Annotated in this window: 15 protein-coding genes and 1 pseudogene; 6 read left to right on the top strand and 10 right to left on the bottom strand. The window is 71.1% G+C overall.

The features are described from left to right. Nucleotides 1-62: 62 nt before the first annotated feature. Nucleotides 63-296, bottom strand: a complete 234-nt coding sequence (locus tag ACWD6N_RS24170; protein ID WP_354963143.1) for a hypothetical protein — start codon at nt 294-296, stop codon at nt 63-65. 248 nt (nt 297-544) lie between these two features. Here ACWD6N_RS24170 and ACWD6N_RS24165 point away from each other — a divergent pair, with 248 nt between their 5' ends. Next, nucleotides 545-754 (top strand): hypothetical protein, encoded by a 210-nt coding sequence (locus ACWD6N_RS24165; protein WP_354963144.1) that lies wholly within the window; start codon nt 545-547, stop codon nt 752-754. 23 nt (nt 755-777) lie between these two features. Here the strand turns inward: ACWD6N_RS24165 and ACWD6N_RS24160 are convergent, their stop codons facing one another. The 4 genes and pseudogenes from ACWD6N_RS24160 to ACWD6N_RS24145 all read right to left on the bottom strand — a co-directional run. Beyond that, nucleotides 778-1,029, bottom strand: a complete 252-nt coding sequence (locus ACWD6N_RS24160; protein WP_354963145.1) for a hypothetical protein — start codon at nt 1,027-1,029, stop codon at nt 778-780. Between the two features lie 9 nt (nt 1,030-1,038). Next, entirely contained in the window at nt 1,039-1,245 is a 207-nt protein-coding gene (locus ACWD6N_RS24155) for a hypothetical protein (RefSeq protein ID WP_354963146.1), read from the bottom strand. A gap of 26 nt (nt 1,246-1,271) precedes the next feature. Next, complete coding sequence (locus tag ACWD6N_RS24150; RefSeq protein WP_450005180.1) at nt 1,272-2,141, bottom strand: PspA/IM30 family protein; 870 nt, start codon at nt 2,139-2,141, stop codon at nt 1,272-1,274. Nucleotides 2,142-2,261: 120 nt separating this feature from the next. Next, nucleotides 2,262-2,651 (bottom strand): annotated as a pseudogene (locus tag ACWD6N_RS24145) (recombinase family protein); the annotation flags it as partial. A 153-nt stretch (nt 2,652-2,804) separates the two neighbouring features. On the opposite strand from ACWD6N_RS24145, the gene ACWD6N_RS24140 reads away from it, so the two are divergent. Further along, entirely contained in the window at nt 2,805-3,503 is a 699-nt protein-coding gene (locus ACWD6N_RS24140; protein WP_354963148.1) for a metal-dependent transcriptional regulator, read from the top strand. A gap of 31 nt (nt 3,504-3,534) precedes the next feature. Here ACWD6N_RS24140 and ACWD6N_RS24135 read toward each other — a convergent pair whose 3' ends face one another. Genes ACWD6N_RS24135 through ACWD6N_RS24125 form a run of 3 tightly spaced genes read right to left on the bottom strand, consistent with a single transcriptional unit; the run spans nt 3,535 to nt 5,491 of the window. After that, complete coding sequence (locus ACWD6N_RS24135) at nt 3,535-4,209, bottom strand: hypothetical protein (protein WP_354963149.1); 675 nt, start codon at nt 4,207-4,209, stop codon at nt 3,535-3,537. Continuing rightward, nucleotides 4,206-4,460, bottom strand: coding sequence for a DUF5522 domain-containing protein (locus tag ACWD6N_RS24130; RefSeq protein WP_354963150.1), 255 nt, complete (start codon nt 4,458-4,460; stop codon nt 4,206-4,208). Before ACWD6N_RS24130 ends, ACWD6N_RS24135 begins: the two co-directional genes overlap by 4 nt. A 41-nt stretch (nt 4,461-4,501) precedes the next feature. Continuing rightward, nucleotides 4,502-5,491, bottom strand: a complete 990-nt coding sequence (locus ACWD6N_RS24125; protein ID WP_354963151.1) for an asparaginase — start codon at nt 5,489-5,491, stop codon at nt 4,502-4,504. A 181-nt stretch (nt 5,492-5,672) separates the two neighbouring features. On the opposite strand from ACWD6N_RS24125, the gene ACWD6N_RS24120 reads away from it, so the two are divergent. The 3 genes from ACWD6N_RS24120 to ACWD6N_RS24110 all read left to right on the top strand — a co-directional run bounded on the left by ACWD6N_RS24120 (nt 5,673) and on the right by ACWD6N_RS24110 (nt 9,315). Next, complete coding sequence (locus ACWD6N_RS24120; RefSeq protein ID WP_354963152.1) at nt 5,673-6,968, top strand: MFS transporter; 1,296 nt, start codon at nt 5,673-5,675, stop codon at nt 6,966-6,968. 433 nt (nt 6,969-7,401) lie between these two features. Continuing rightward, nucleotides 7,402-8,346, top strand: coding sequence for a MerR family transcriptional regulator (locus ACWD6N_RS24115; protein ID WP_387325336.1), 945 nt, complete (start codon nt 7,402-7,404; stop codon nt 8,344-8,346). A gap of 33 nt (nt 8,347-8,379) precedes the next feature. Further along, a complete protein-coding gene (locus ACWD6N_RS24110) occupies nt 8,380-9,315 on the top strand; it encodes a GNAT family N-acetyltransferase (RefSeq protein ID WP_450005179.1) in 936 nt (311 codons plus the stop codon). A gap of 30 nt (nt 9,316-9,345) precedes the next feature. On the opposite strand, the gene ACWD6N_RS24105 is transcribed toward ACWD6N_RS24110, so the two are convergent. After that, nucleotides 9,346-10,281: a DUF2332 domain-containing protein gene (locus ACWD6N_RS24105; protein ID WP_354963155.1), complete on the bottom strand. Its 936-nt coding sequence runs from the start codon at nt 10,279-10,281 to the stop codon at nt 9,346-9,348. Between the two features lie 149 nt (nt 10,282-10,430). On the opposite strand from ACWD6N_RS24105, the gene ACWD6N_RS24100 reads away from it, so the two are divergent. Further along, on the top strand, nt 10,431-11,543 hold the full coding sequence (locus ACWD6N_RS24100) for an FAD-dependent monooxygenase (protein WP_354963156.1): 1,113 nt from the start codon (nt 10,431-10,433) through the stop codon (nt 11,541-11,543). A gap of 185 nt (nt 11,544-11,728) precedes the next feature. On the opposite strand, the gene ACWD6N_RS24095 is transcribed toward ACWD6N_RS24100, so the two are convergent. Continuing rightward, complete coding sequence (locus ACWD6N_RS24095) at nt 11,729-14,623, bottom strand: vitamin B12-dependent ribonucleotide reductase (RefSeq protein ID WP_354963157.1); 2,895 nt, start codon at nt 14,621-14,623, stop codon at nt 11,729-11,731. Nucleotides 14,624-14,668 lie beyond the last annotated feature (45 nt).

The raw sequence follows: 14,668 nt of genomic DNA, 5'->3' as shown, positions 1-14,668 counted from the left end.
GAAAAAGGGCACCAAAAAGGAGGCCCCAAGCCGCGATGGCCAGGGACCTCCTTCGTCTTGCGCTATTGGGTCTCGTCCGCAGAGTGCCGGCGCGGGTTGGTCCAAGCGATGAACCTGTCGAACAAGTCCTGGGAGTCGGGCGGAGTGTCCGGGTGCAGGCGGATCAGGTCGCCGACCGCGTCGTGTAGGTAGCTGCCCATGTAGATCGACAGGGCGATCATGTTCCGCCGGTATTCCATCAGCATCAGCAGCCGGGACGGCTCGCACGGCCACGGGTCACCGCAGAGACCCTGCACTGCCAGATCGGTCGCTGCGGGATGTGCGGGCGGTTCGGCGCCAGTCGACGCGGGTCGACGTAGGGGCGGACGACTTCCGGCTGGCCGGACATGTAGTGCGAACTTCGGTTGCTCAGCTCCATGCCCTACAGGTTGACAGTCGTCAGTGATGGCCGTCAACAACCGACGGGACAGTCGTCAGTGATGGCCGCCAGCAGTGATCGACGTTGTCTTCACGTAGCACTCCGCACATGTCTACCGTCAATGACGTGGAACTGGTGGGAGTCGCGGAGATCCGCGTGATGTTGGGTGGCGTGTCCCGTCAGCGTGCCCATGTGATCGCCTCCTCGAAGGGGTTCCCTGACCCGATCGCTGAGCTGACCATGGGCAACGTGTGGCGCAAGGCCGACGTGGGGAAGTGGATCAAGGATCACCGGCCGGAGCTGCTGGAAACGCAAGAAGGCCCGACCCCCGAGTAGGGAGCCGGGCCTTCTGGGTAGCGCTATGCGGTGACGCTGATGCTGGCGGGCTCCGCCGGCAGGCGCAGGGTACGGGCCAGCTCGGCGATGCCGGCCGTCCCGATCGCGCGGGCCTCCTCCTCCGACTCAGCGGTCACCGAGGCGGTGATCCGGGTCTTGCTTTCCCCGTCCACCGTCATGCTGGCCAACTCCACGCGCTCGTCGATCCGCCCACCGTCCAGGTGCGGCTCGATGGGCGCCCCTCGGTACTCGACCGCCATCCCCCACGTCTTCATGCCCCGATCCTACTTCTTGGGCTTCGGGCAGGACACGATCTGCGCCTCGGCCTTGTCGTCCGGGCTGAAGGAGAACGGCGTGCCGCTCGGCCCGGTGCCCGTCACCAGCGCCCGCGTGCGCCACTTGCCGGGCGAGCAGAACCAGATGCGGTGGGTGCAGGAGATCCACGCGCCGGCCGGCGGGATCTCCTCGCAGACCCCCGAGGTAACTGCCATCCTTCGATCTATCCGGAAGGCCAGGCTCAGCCGCGAGGAGCGATAACCACCGAGTCAATCGGCGGCCCGTCCACTCCGTTGCTACCGCCCTTCCCTACTGGCTTGACGATGATCCGCTTGACGTACCGACCCAGGATCTCCCTGCGGTGGTGCAACGTCTCCGGGTCATCGTCAAGCCAGTCTTCTAGTTCCTGGTCCTTGTCGACCGGGATCGCCGCAGCCTCCCTGGCCAGCTCCCCCTGCTTGGAGCGCAGCGCTTGGATCTGCTCCCGCATCGGGATGATCTCCTCCAGGGCCTCATCGTCAGTGAAGACGCCCTTGACCAGCGCGCTCCGCACCCGCTTGATCGCCGCCTCCAGCTCCTGAATCTCCGCCTCCAGGACAGGGTTAGGGTCGCCCGCATCCTCGCCTTCAGGGACACTCAGGCGGCCCTCAATGGCGCCGGCCACCCACTCCCTGACCACCAGCTCCAGCCACGGACGCTGACGCGAGACCTGGCCGCACCCGCCCCTCTGCTTGATGCAGATGTAGCGGTTGAAGCTGCCGGTCTTGCCCTCGGGGGCGACGTAGACCTGAGCGGACATCGGGGTGCCGCACATGCAGTACACGAACCCCGGCAGCAGGTACTTCCGAGCCCTCGGGGGTCCGCCCTTGCCCCTGCCGCCCCGAGTGCCCAGAGCCGCGACGATGGCCTCATGGTCCGCGCGGGTGAAGATGGCAGGCCATTTGCCCACCCCGACGATCTCGCCGTCGTGCGACACAAGGCCGGCGATGCGAGGGTTGCGCAGAGTTCGGGCCACGTTGCCGTCGTTATTCCACTCCTTGCCCAGCGGAGTGAGAACGCCCATGCTCTGCCAAAGCTGCCGGACCTTGGACACCTTGCCGGTTTGGAGCAGGACATCCCTGCCGTCCTTGAGGGCCTTCTCGGCAATCGGGTCCTTCTCCCGGCAGTACCCGAGCGGCGAGTCGTGGACGTAGCCGAACGTCCGGGAGCCCCCGTGCAGCTCGCCGGCCTCCCGGCGCCGCCTGGCGGCCCGCTCGACACGCTCTCCGGTCCGCTCGGCCTCCGCGGCGTCAACCGCTGCTTTGATCCGGGCGACCATGCGGCCATCGGCGGTCGACAGGTCGTCGTTGCCGCTCTTGACGGTATAGAGCAGCGTCCCCCTGGCGTCGTGCAGCGTGATCAGCCGCTCAAGCTCCATCGGGCGACGGGTGAACCGGCTGTTGCTCAGCGAGACGAGCACATCGAGCGAGCCGGCCTCGGCCTGCTCCATCATCTCCTCGAACCGCGGCCGGGGCTTCTTGGCCTTGGTGCTGGCCGACAGGTCGTTGTCGACGAAGACTTCAGCCACCTCCCACCCGAACGCCGCCACCAGCTCCCGGCAGTCGGCCTCCTGATCCGTGACGCCCTTCTCCTCGGACTCTCGGTCCGCTGATCCGGCAGTAGATGCCGCACCTCAGCGGTACAGGCTCACCCACGGCTGCCTCCGGGGTGGTGGTGGTCGATCGTCGGTCGATCGTGAGACACTAGAGCCTCCGGTAACGGTCCTCGCTAACAGGTGATGAAGATAAACGCTCACTCGCTCGTCGACACGACCGAAATGTACCTGCGCACCATCCTCGAGTTGGAGGAGGAGGGTGTGCCCCCGCTGCGCGCCCGGATCGCCGAGCGACTGAAGCAGAGCGGTCCCACCGTGAGCCAGACCGTCGCCCGGATGGAGCGCGACGGCCTGCTCACCGTCGAGGGCGACCGGCACCTGATGCTCACCGTCCAGGGTCGCGGCACCGCCGTGTCCGTGATGCGCAAGCACCGCCTCGCCGAGCTGCTGCTGGTCAACGTCATCGGGATGCCCTACGAGGAGGCCCACGAGGAGGCCTGCCGCTGGGAGCACGTGATGAGCGACGCCGTGGAGAAGCGGGTGTACGACCTGCTCAATCGGCCGACCCGCTCCCCGTACGGCAACCCGATCCCGGGCCTGGAGGAGCTGGGCTCGCCGGAGGCGGCGCCCGCCGAGGCCGGCGAGGGTGAGCGCAACCTGGCCTTCCCCGGTCTCTCCGGGCCGGTCGTGGTGCGCCGGATCTGCGAGAGCGTGCAGACCAACGCCGACGTGCTGCGCCAGCTGCACGCCGCCGGCGTCGACCCGGGCGCCACGGTGACCGTGGCCCAGGAGCGCGACGGCGTGTCGATCGACCGCTCCGGGGACCGGGTCCGGCTGCCCCGCGAGGTCGCCTCCCGGGTCTTCGTCGCCGCCAACTGACCAACCGCCGGCCAGGAGGGCGACCCGGGCGTCACAGCGTCCGGGTGTTCACCTTCTTGGCCAGCGCGACCAGGTCACCGGTCAGTTTCTCGGCCGCCGAACGTTGGGCACCGCGCGCCGCCGTCCAGCTCAGCGTTGCCAGCCGCCCCTCGCTGGCCAGCCACCCCACCTCGGCGACCGGCCCGCGCCCGCTCGCCGCCGCGATGGTCCGCCGGTACGCCTGCTGACCCAGCCCGGTCACCTTCGTCGCCTTGTCGGGCACCACGTCCGCACCGAAGGTGGCCTTGTCGATCTTGGTGTCGGTCACGCTCAGCGTCAGCTCCGGCAGCGCCGCGCGCTCGGCCCGGACGACGCAGGTGAACGTGTCGCCCCGTTCGCTGGCGGCCGCCACGTCGAAGCGCACCTTGACCAGCTGCTCGATGACCGTGAAGTCGAGCAGGCGGCAGGCGCCGCCCGACGACGCCGCCGGCACGTCCACCGCGATCGGTGCCGGCGGTGGCACCGCCACCGGCTCGGCCTCGGCGGCGCAGCCGCTCACCAGCAGCGCCGCCAGCCCGGCGACCACGATCCGCCCGCGCACGCTCCACCCTCTCGCCGACCGACGGCGGAAGGTGCCCGCCAGATGTCCGTCGGACACCGTACGGGGTGTCCGGGCCCGGCGGAAGCCCTCGTTCGGCGGGTCCGCCGCGACCTGGCCGGCGCTCATCCGGCCGGCCGGTCGTCCGCGTACGGGCAGTGCCGGCAGCCGCGTCCGCAGCAGGTGCCGCGGCCGGCCAGGAAACCGGCGCTGAGCACGAACAGCCCGGTCGCCGGGTCGAGATAGCCCGCCTCCCCGGCGGCGAGCGCGGCCGTGTGCGCCGCGAGGATCCGGGGCCGGTCGGGGTGCTCGGGCGGCAGCCGGGACGGGTGCGGCTCGGTGAGCGGCCGGTCGGCCAGGGGTCGTCGCTCTCCGGTCACCGCAGCAGTCTAGGGACGCCGTCGGAGCGCCCGGCCCGTGGTCAGCCGTGCCGGGCCAGCGCGGCGGCCACCTCGTCCCGGCCGGCACCGGCGGCGAGCAGCAGGCGCAGCAGCACGCGCGCCTTGTACGGGTCGAGCAACCCGCCGTTGAGCAGCCCACGCCGTTGCAGGTCGGTCTCCGAGCCGACCGCCCCGTACGTGTGCCGCAGCACCGACCCGGCCCCGGATCGGGAGGTGAGCACCACCGGCATCCGGCTGGCGAGGGCACCGAGCACCGGAGCCAGGGTGGCGGGCACGTGCCCCACTCCGAAGCCGGCCACCACCAGGCCCTGGTGGGTGTCGGCCAACCCATCCAGCAGCAGCCCGTCGTCGTCCATCGTCACCACGTACAGGGCCACCCGGGTCGCGTCGAGCCGGTCCGGGTCGACCGGCGGCAGCGGCTCGTGCCGCTGCGGCCGGGTCAGCACCCGTACCTCCCCCTCGATCACCTGGCCGAGCGGGCCGGCGTTGGGCGAGGCGAAGGTGGCGGTGCTGGTGCTGTGCGTCTTGTGCAGCCAGCGGGCGGCGTGCACCTGGTCGTTGACGGCGACGAGCACGCCCAGGTCACGGGCGGCCGGCGCGGCGGCCACCCGCAGTGCCGCGAGCAGGTTCGCCGGCCCGTCGGCGCCGGCCAGGGTGGGGTTGCGCATGGCGCCGGTGAACACCAGCGGGGCGGCGTGCGGCCAGATGAGGTCGGCCAGGAACGCCGTCTCCTCCACCGTGTCGGTGCCCTGGGTGACCACCACGCCGGTCGCGCCGCCGTTCACCGCCTGGGACGCCTCCGCGACCACGTCGAGCAGCTGACGGCCGGTGAGGTGAGCGCTGGGCACCGCGTGGGTGTCGCGCACGTCCACGGGTACGCCCAGCTCGGCGAGGCCGGGCACGGCGGCGGTGAGGTCCGCGCCGGTGAGTCGGGTGACCACGCCCGGGCGGCCGGTGTCGACGCCGCCCATCGCGATCGTGCCGCCGAGGGTGATCAGGGCGATGGACACGGATGCCTCCTTTCGCCGCTGGGGCGTCCCGCGGCCCTGGGACGGTACCTGCCCTGCCCCTGAGCGGGCCGGCGACCCGACCGGGCGGCGCGAAATACGGTGTCGTGTGCGATCGCGGCCCCGGTAGGGTCCCCGGGCAGCCGGCCGGCGGCACGCGTGACCGCACAGACAGGCTGTGATCGTGACCCAGCAGGTGACCCAGGCCCCGGCGAGCGCGACCGGTGCCGTCCCGTCGCTGTGGCGCAGCAGGAGCTTCCTGCTGCTCTGGGGTGGTCAGACGGTCAGCGAGCTGGGCACCCGGATCGCCAACGTTGCGGTGCCGCTGCTCGCCGCCGACACCCTGAACGCCAGCGTCTTCCAGGTCTCCCTGCTGACCGTCCTGGCCTGGCTGCCGTACCTGCTCTTCTCGCTGCCGGCGGGCATCGTCGCCGACCGGCTCGACCAGCGGCGGCTGATGATCGCGTGTGACCTGGGTCGGGCCGCGCTCATGCTGTCGCTGCCGGTGGCCGCTCTGGTCGGCCAACTCACCCTTACCTTCCTGTACGCGGTGGTCGGGCTGGGCGGGGTGCTGACCGTGCTGTTCACGGTGGCGTACAAGACCCTGCTGCCCCGGCTGGTGCCGGCGGACCTGCTGGTGGACGGCAATGCCAAGCTCACCATCAGCGAGGATGCCGCCGAACTGGTCGGCCCGACGGTCAGCGGCGTGCTCATCGGGCTGGTCGGCGCGGCCCGGACCTTCCTGACCAACGGATTCGCCTTCCTGGTCAGCGCGCTGACGCTGATCCTCATCCGCGAGGCGCCGGTACGCCGCGAGCCGGCCCCCCGGGTGCCGCTGCGGGTGGAGCTGACCGACGGGCTGAGCTTCATCCGGCGGCAACCGATCCTCGTCAGCATCCTGGCGTGCACCACCTGGTCGAACTTCTGGGTGATGGCGTCCGGCTCGATCGAGGTCACCTTCCTGGTCCGCGAGCTGCACGCCAACCCGGTGCAGGTGGGGCTGGTCTTCTCGGTCAGCGCGGTCGGCGGGCTGGTGGTGGGGGTGCTGGCCGCCCGGCTGACGGCCTGGCTCGGCTCGGCCCGGGTGATCTGGGTGGCGATGGCCGCACCTGGCCCGTTCTACCTGCTCATGCCGCTCGCGCAGCCCGGCTGGGGGCTGCTGCTCTACGGGGCCGGGCTGGCCGCGTTCTCGGCCAACGCGGTGCTGTTCAACGTGGCGGCGATGTCGTACCGGCAGCGGATCACCCCGCCGGCGATCCTCGGACGGGTCAACGCGGCGTTCCTCTGGATCTGCCTCGGGGTGATCCCGCTCGGGGCGCTGACCGGCGGCGCGCTCGGCACCGCGCTGGGTCTGCGCGCCGCCCTCTGGGTGTGTGTGCTGGGCACCTGGGCCGCGTGCCTGTTCGTGGTCTGCTCCCCGCTGCGCCGGATGCGGGACATGCCGGCGGTGTCGTCGAAGGATCCGACGGTTTCGTCGTAGGGTCCGACGATTCGCCCGGCAGCCGGGTTTTCGGCAACGGCGTCGTCCTGCTGCGCCACGAGCGGGCCGGCTGACCCACATCGCCCGGGCGGTTCCGCACGGGCCAACCGTCCTGGGAGGGCGTACTCATGGCCACCTTCGCCGCGCCCGACGGCACCACACTCGCGCAGTGCCGCGCCCGGCCGGCGGCGGGTCAGTGCAGGCGGCGGGTCAGCGCAGGCGGCGCTCCCGGCCGTCGGCGGCGCCGGCCGGCGCCCAGGCCCGGGTGTGGTCCTTTGCTCTGCTTCAACGGAGGCAACACTTGTCCGTGCTGAGTGTTGCGTGGAGTGAAGCAGAGCAAAGGGCGCGTGGCAGGGTACGGCCGGGGCGTGGTCAGCGGCCGCCGCCGGTGTTGGGTTGAGTCTCCAGTGGGGGGAGACAGCAGGGTGGGGGCATGAACGGGGAAACGCGCTACACGATCGGCGACCTGGCCCGGCGGACCGGCCTGAGCGTCAAGACCATCCGGTACTACGCCGACCGGGGAATCGTGCCGCCCACCGACCGGAGTCCGGCCGGCTACCGCCGCTACGGCCCGGACGCGGTCGCCCGGCTGGAGCTGGTCCGGACGCTGCGCGACCTCGGCGTGGACCTCGCCGCCATCCGTCGGGTGGTCGATCACGAGGTGCCGCTGGCAGAGGTGGCCGCCGCACACGCCGAGGCGTTGGCGGTGCAGATCCGCGTCCTGCGGCTGCGCCACGCGGTGCTCATCGCGGCGACCCGGCGCGGCGGCGGAGCCGACGAGTTGGAGCTGCTGCACACCCTGGCCCGGCTTTCCGGGCATGAGCGTCGCCGGCTGGTCGACGACTTCCTCGACGCCGTCTTCGACGGCCTGGTGACCGTGCCGGCGTACCCGGGGATCATGCGGTCGCTGACCCCGGAGCTGCCTGACGAGCCCAGCGCGGCGCAGATACAGGCGTGGGTGGAGCTGGCCGAGCTGGCCCGGGACCCGGACTTCCGCGCCGGCATGCGGCGACTGGTGCGGCAGTACGCCGCCGACCACGACGTCCCGGGGCTGCCCCGCCCGGATGCTGTCGCGGTGGTCCGGGACGCCGTGGCACCCGCCCTGGCGGCCGGCGTCGACCCGACCTCGCCGGCCGCCGACGCCATCGTGGAGACCGTCACCGGCCGGTACGCGCAGCTCAGCGGCCAGTCCGACGGCGCCGATCTGCGGCGTCGACTGCTGACCCGGCTGGGGACGGCGAACGATCCTCGCCGGGACCGCTACCTCGACCTGCTCGCGGTGGTCAACGGCTGGCCGACGGGCGGGCAGACCGCGCCGGCGCTGGACTGGTTCATCCGGGCCCTGCGCGGTCGGATGTCCGAGCCGCACCCTGCGTAAGCTGCCCCACACCCACACTGAAGGGCCCCTCCTGTGACCACGATCCGTGTTGCCCGCTCCGACGAAATCCCCGGGCTCGTCCAAGACGCGAACGATGCCGGACGCAATGCCGCGACCAGCACCTACCTGACCGACCTACTCACCAAGGGCTGCACGCGGCCGGAGTGGTGCCTGGTGGCCGAGGACGGCGACCGTCTGATCGGCAGCGTCGCCGGGTGGACCATGCCGGGCCACGACATGCCGAGCGATGTCGTGCTCCTGGAAGCCCCCTGGGACGACCCCGACCTGACCGTCGGGCTCGCCCTGCTCGCGGAGATGGCCACCCTGGCCAGGACGCTCGGTGCCACGGAACTGGGGCACGTGGTGGATTCCCCGGCCCAGGCACCACAGTTTCAGCGCCATCCCGAGCGGCGCGGTGAACTGCTGCGCCGGGCCGGATTCACCGTGGCCCGCGACGGCCGGCGCTTCCGCTGGCTGGCCGGCGGGGAACTGCCCGCGCAGGACGAGCGGCTTCGATTCCGATCCCTCGCCGACCTTGGCCCCGAACCCTTCGTCGACCTGCTGGAGGCCCTGCTCGCCGACACCGCCGACGCCCGGCTGTCCGAAGACGTACGCCGTCACGGCCGGCGCAAGGCCGCGGAGCTGCTGTTCGAGGAATCGGCCGAACTCCACCACGAGCCGCAGTGGTGGGAGATCGGGTACGACGCCGACGGCACCCCGGCCGTGATCAGCCTCCCGGCGCACAGCCCCGCCTTTCCCGTGATCGGCTTCGTCGGTGTCGCTCCCGCCCACCGGGGCAAGGGCTACAGCTCGTCGGTCGTGGCACGGAGTACGGCGATCCTGGCGGAGAACGGTGCCACAGAGATCCGCGGCGACTGCGACGTACAGAACATCGCGATGTTCAAGGGCTTTCAGCGTGCGGGTTACGACAACTTCGCCGACCGGATGGAGTTCAGCCGTTCGCTCTGACCCGTATCCGGCATCGACGCCCCGGGGGCGTCAGCCGAACCAGGTCATCGACTGGCCGTGCCCCCGGGTCCACGCCAGCGGCTTCCCATCCAAGGCGAGGACGTTGTGCAGCGCCGCCTCCGGGAGGTCGGGCAACCCGTCGTACGGCAGCACCTCCGGGGCTTCGTTCGCGACCCAGTGCCCGGGCAGGCCACTGACCAGCCGGACGAACGCCTTCCGACGCGGCACGGGCACCTGGTAGAGCACGGAGGTGTGGAAGACCACGAGGGTCGCGCCTGCCGGCGCCCGCGCCGCGAGCGCCGGCAGGTCGTCCACCAGGTCACCGCGGACCAGCAGCGGTGGGTCGGCCGCGGCGACCGCCGCCGCGGCGCGCAGCCGGGCCCGCCGGTGCGCGTGCTCCGGCCAGATCAGGGCGTCCAACCAGGACACGTCGTCGGGGTCGGTCACGTCGAGCGGGTTGAGGTCCAGGCCGGCCCGCCACACCACCTGGGGTACGCGTGCCGGCGGTACCAGTCCGCTGGCCGCGCAGTCCAGGACCGGCTCGCCGGAGCCGACCTGATGCTCGCCGTAGCGGTAGGCGTACCGGTCGGGGTAGAGGCAGAGCCCGGCGGACGCGCCGACCTCCAGTAGAGCGAGCGGCTGCGGCAGCGCGGCGAGCACCGGCAGCAGGACCGCGCACCGCCCGGCCTCGTTCGTCTGGGTGGCCCGAGCCCGCACCTGCGCCTCGATGGCCGACCAGTTCGCCACGGCGTAGTCGTGGAACGCGGCCGGGTCCTCGACCGGGCCGCCGAGCCACCGGACGACACCGAACAACAGGTTCGGCTGCCGTTTGGCCGGCGGAAGCCCGTCGAGCAGGGCGAGCAGCTCGTCGTCGCGGGACACCGCCAGGGACAGCCGCTCGTACGCGGGCGAGACCCCGCGCACCTCGCGGCGGGCAAACCTGGCGTACGCCTCAGCGGTCGTCATGTCCTGATCGTCGCAGCCATCCGCCGGCACGGCACACCCCGTGTCCCCGATGCCAGCCGCCGCCTTCCCCGCCTCGTAGAGTGCGGCGGCGGCCGGACCGTTGAGCAGCAGCTCAGCCGGCCGGAACGGGCAACGGGGAGGTACATGTCGTGCGGGGTGACGGTGTTCGGGTACTGATCGTCGGCGGTGGTGTCGCCGGACTGGCGACGGTGTCCGCGTTGCGGGACTGGGGCGCGACGGCCGACGTGGTTGAGCGGGCACCTGGGCCGGCCGACTCCGGCACCGGCATCTACCTCACCGGCAACGCGACCCGGATGCTCGACGTACTCGGTCTGCGGGAGCCGGTCGCCGACGTCGCCGTGGAGATCACGCGGCAGCGCAGCGCCAACCAGCGCGGACGCCGGCTCTTCGACATCGACGTGGCCGCACTGTGGCAGGGCGTCGGGCCCTGCGCGTCGCTGTCCCGGGCGCAGTTGCACCGGGCCCTGCTCGCCGGCGTCGGCGACGCCCCGATCCGCTGGGGCCGCCAGCCGGTCGCGCTCCGCCGGGAGGGCGACGTGGTCGCCGTCGATTTCGACGACGACAGCAGCGCACGGTACGACCTGGTGATCGGCGCCGACGGGGTGAACTCGACGGTCCGGCGGCTCGCCTTCAACGGTCAGACGGCCCGCGACCTAGGCCAGTACGCGTACCGGTGGGTCGCTCCCCGGATCGACGACGAGCCGGTCTGGTCGGTGCAGTTGGGGCGCGGCAGGCAGTTCCTGACGATCCCGATCAGCGCCGAGCAGACGTACTGCTACTACAACGACGGACCGGTCGCCGACCGACCCGGCTGGCGCGACGAGCTGGGCGCGACGTTCACCGAGCCGGCCGCCACCATGCTCAAGGCCCTCGACTACGACGCCAGCACCCTGCACGCCGGGCCGAACCAGGAGGTCGTCCTCGACTCCTGGTCCCGGGGGCCGGTGCTGCTGATCGGCGACGCCGCTCACGCCACCTCGCCGAACATGGCCCAGGGCGCGGCCATGGCTCTGGAGGACGCCATCGTGCTCGCCGAGTCACTGGCCGCCGCCGGAAGCATCGCCGAGGCGTTGCACGGGTACGAGACGCGCCGCCGCCCGCGTACCGACTGGGTACTCAGCCAGACGCACCGCCGGGACAAGGCCACCGGGCTGTCGCCCGCGCTGCGCGACCTGGTGCTGCGCCGCCTCGGCGAGCAGATGTTCCGGTCGAACTACGGGCCGCTGTTCGCCCGCCCCTGACCCGACGAGCCGCGCTGCTCGCGTGGCTTCGGTCCATCACGATCGACTCGGGTTCCGTGATGTCGGGGTATCCGGGCGAGGATGATGCCCCGATTTCATTGAACCCGAGTCGATCAGGCGGGAATGCCGCGAGCGCGGCAGGTGATCCCTGCCGCGCTCGCGGGTAATACGGTCGATCGCGTACGTCAGCTGCAGCCGCTGGTGGAGCCGCAGCCCTCGCAGACGTAGCAGCTACCGGCCGGGCGCATCTTCGTACCGCAGGTGAAGCAGAGCGGCGCGTCGGCGGCCTTGCCGATCACGGCCTCGAGCAGTTCGGTGCTGGAACCCACGCTCGGAGCCGGCTTGGCGGCGGCCACCTCGACCATCTCCTGCGCCGGCTGCGCGACGGCCTCCGGCTTGGCCGGGGCCTCCACCGGTGCCGAGGACGCCATCGCGGTGAGCTCCGCGCCGGTCACGGCGGCGGCTTCCGCGTCGGCCTCGGCCCGCAGCTGCGCGGCCCGCTCGCTGGCGGTGAAGATGCCCAGCTCGGCGCGGCGCTCGTACGGCAGGAAGTCCAACGCCAGGCGACGGAAGATGTAGTCCATCACCGAGGCCGCCATCCGCACGTCCGGGTCGTCGGTCATCCCGGCCGGCTCGAAGCGCATGTTGGTGAACTTGCTGACGAACGTCTCCAGCGGCACGCCGTACTGCAGACCGATGCTGATGGCCACCGAGAAGGCGTCCATCACCCCGGCCAGGGTCGAGCCCTGCTTGGACATCTTGAGGAAGACCTCGCCGAGGCCGTCGTCCGGGTAGGACGACGCGGTGAGGTAGCCCTCGGCGCCACCGACGGAGAAGCTGACCGTCTCGGACGGGCGCTTCTTCGGCAGGCGCTTACGCACCGGCCGGTACTCGATGACCTTCTCCACCGCGGCCGGCGCGGCGGCTGCGGTCTCGACGGCGGCCGGCTCGGTGGCCTTGTTGGACTTGGCCACCGAAAGCGGCTGGCCGACCTTGCAGTTGTCCCGGTAGATCGCCAGCGCCTTGAGGCCGAGCTTCCAGCCCTCGAAGTAGATCTTCTCGACGTCCTCGACGGTGGCCGCCTCCGGCATGTTGACCGTCTTGGAGATCGCGCCGGAGACGAACGGCTGGATGGCCGCCATCATCCGTACGTGACCCATCGGGGCGATCGTCCGCTCACCCATCGCGCAGTCGAAGACCGGGTAGTGCTCCGGCTTGAGGCCGGGGGCGTCCACCACGTGGCCGTTGTCGGCGATGTGCTCGACGATCGCCTCGACCTGCTCCTCGGGGTAGCCGAGGCTGCGAAGGGCACGCGGAACCGTCTGGTTGACGATCTGCATCGAGCCGCCGCCGACCAGCTTCTTGAACTTGACCAGCGCCAGGTCCGGCTCCACGCCGGTCGTGTCGCAGTCCATCATGAAGCCGATCGTGCCGGTCGGGGCGAGGACGCTCGCCTGCGCGTTGCGCCAGCCGTTCTTGTCGCCGATCTTGTTGCCCTGGGTCCACTGCCTGGTCGCCTCGCGGACGATCGCGGTGGCCACCGGGCTGGTCGGCTTGATCTCGTCGTTGGCCGCCGCGTGCTTGCGCATGACCCGCTTGTGCGGCTCGGCGTTGCGGGCGTAGCCGTCGTACGGGCCGACGACGCCGGCCAACTCGGCCGAGCGGCGGTAGGCGGTGCCGGTCATCAGGGACGTGATCGCCGCGGCGACCGAGCGGCCCTGCTCCGAGTCGTACGGCAGGCCGGTGGCCATCAGCAGGGCGCCCAGGTTGGCGTAGCCGATGCCGAGCTGCCGGTAGGCGCGGGAGGTCTCACCGATCTTCTCGGTCGGGAAGTCCGCGAAGCAGATGGAGATGTCCATCGCGGTGATGACGAACTCGACGGACTTGACGAACTTCTCCACCTCGAAGCCACCGTCGGCGCGGAGGAACTTCATCAGGTTGAGCGAGGCAAGGTTGCACGAGGAGTTGTCCAGGTGCAGGTACTCCGAGCACGGGTTCGACGCGGTGATCCGCCCGGTCTCCGGGCAGGTGTGCCAGTCGTTGATCGTGTCGTCGTACTGCAGGCCCGGGTCGGCGCACTCCCAGGCGGCCTGGGAGATGGCGCGGAACAGCTTCTTGGCGTCGACGGTCTCGATCACCGAGCCGTCCAGCCGGCCGCGCAGGTCGAAGCCGCCGCCGTTCTCCACCGCCGCCATGAACTCGCCGGAGACCCGGACCGAGTTGTTGGCGTTCTGGTACTGCACGCTGACGATGTCGGAGCCGCCGAGGTCCATGTCGAACCCGGCGTCGCGCAGCGCGCGGATCTTGTCCTCCTCGCGCGCCTTCGTGACCACGAACTCCTGGATGTCCGGGTGGTCCACGTCGAGGATGACCATCTTGGCCGCCCGCCGGGTCGCGCCGCCGGACTTGATGGTGCCGGCCGAGGCGTCCGCGCCGCGCATGAAGCTGACCGGGCCGGAGGCGTTGCCGCCGGAGGAGAGCAGCTCACGGGACGAGCGGATCCGCGACAGGTTGACCCCGGAGCCGGAGCCGCCCTTGAAGATCAGCCCCTCCTCCTTGTACCAGTCGAGGATCGAGTCCATCGAGTCGTCGACGGACAGGATGAAGCAGGCGCTGACCTGCTGCGGCGACGGCGTACCGACGTTGAACCAGACCGGCGAGTTGAAGCTGAACACCTGGTTCAGCAGCATCCAGGTCAGCTCGTGCGCGAAGATCTCGGCGTCGGCCGGGCTGGCGAAGTAGCCGTACTCCTCACCCGCGGTGCGGTAGGTGCTGACCACCCGGTCGATCAACTGCTTGAGCGACCACTCCCGCTCCGGGGTCCCCACCGCGCCCCGGAAGTACTTGGTGGTCACGATGTTCGCCGCGTTGACGCTCCACGACTCCGGGAACTCCACCCCGCGCTGCTCGAAGTTGATCGAGCCGTCCCGCCAGTTCGTCATCACGACGTCGCGGCGCTCCCAGGTGACCTCGTCGTACGGGTGGACCCCCTCGGTCGTCCACACCCGCTCGATCTTCACCCCGGCGCTCGCGCTGGCCTTGCTCCGTGACCTGCTTGTCGTCACACCATCCCCCGACATCTCATCCGCCCCCTCGTCCACGCGGCCACCCGCCGCGCTTCCACC

This window comes from Micromonospora sp. NPDC005163, assembly GCF_053599835.1.
Note: the sequence above shows the minus strand (reverse complement) of the source record. Positions and strands in the feature narration are given on the sequence as shown.

Bases quoted from the DNA above. Each gene is read 5' to 3' on its own strand.
- ACWD6N_RS24105 (WP_354963155.1), bottom strand. From the start codon at position 10,281: ATGACGACCGCTGAGGCGTACGCCAGGTTTGCCCGCCGCGAGGTGCGC.
- ACWD6N_RS24155 (WP_354963146.1), bottom strand. From the start codon at position 1,245: ATGGCAGTTACCTCGGGGGTCTGCGAGGAGATCCCGCCGGCCGGCGCG.
- ACWD6N_RS24160 (WP_354963145.1), bottom strand. From the start codon at position 1,029: ATGAAGACGTGGGGGATGGCGGTCGAGTACCGAGGGGCGCCCATCGAG.
- ACWD6N_RS24135 (WP_354963149.1), bottom strand. From the start codon at position 4,209: ATGAGCGCCGGCCAGGTCGCGGCGGACCCGCCGAACGAGGGCTTCCGC.
- ACWD6N_RS24095 (WP_354963157.1), bottom strand. From the start codon at position 14,623: ATGTCGGGGGATGGTGTGACGACAAGCAGGTCACGGAGCAAGGCCAGC.
- ACWD6N_RS24115 (WP_387325336.1), top strand. From the start codon at position 7,402: ATGAACGGGGAAACGCGCTACACGATCGGCGACCTGGCCCGGCGGACC.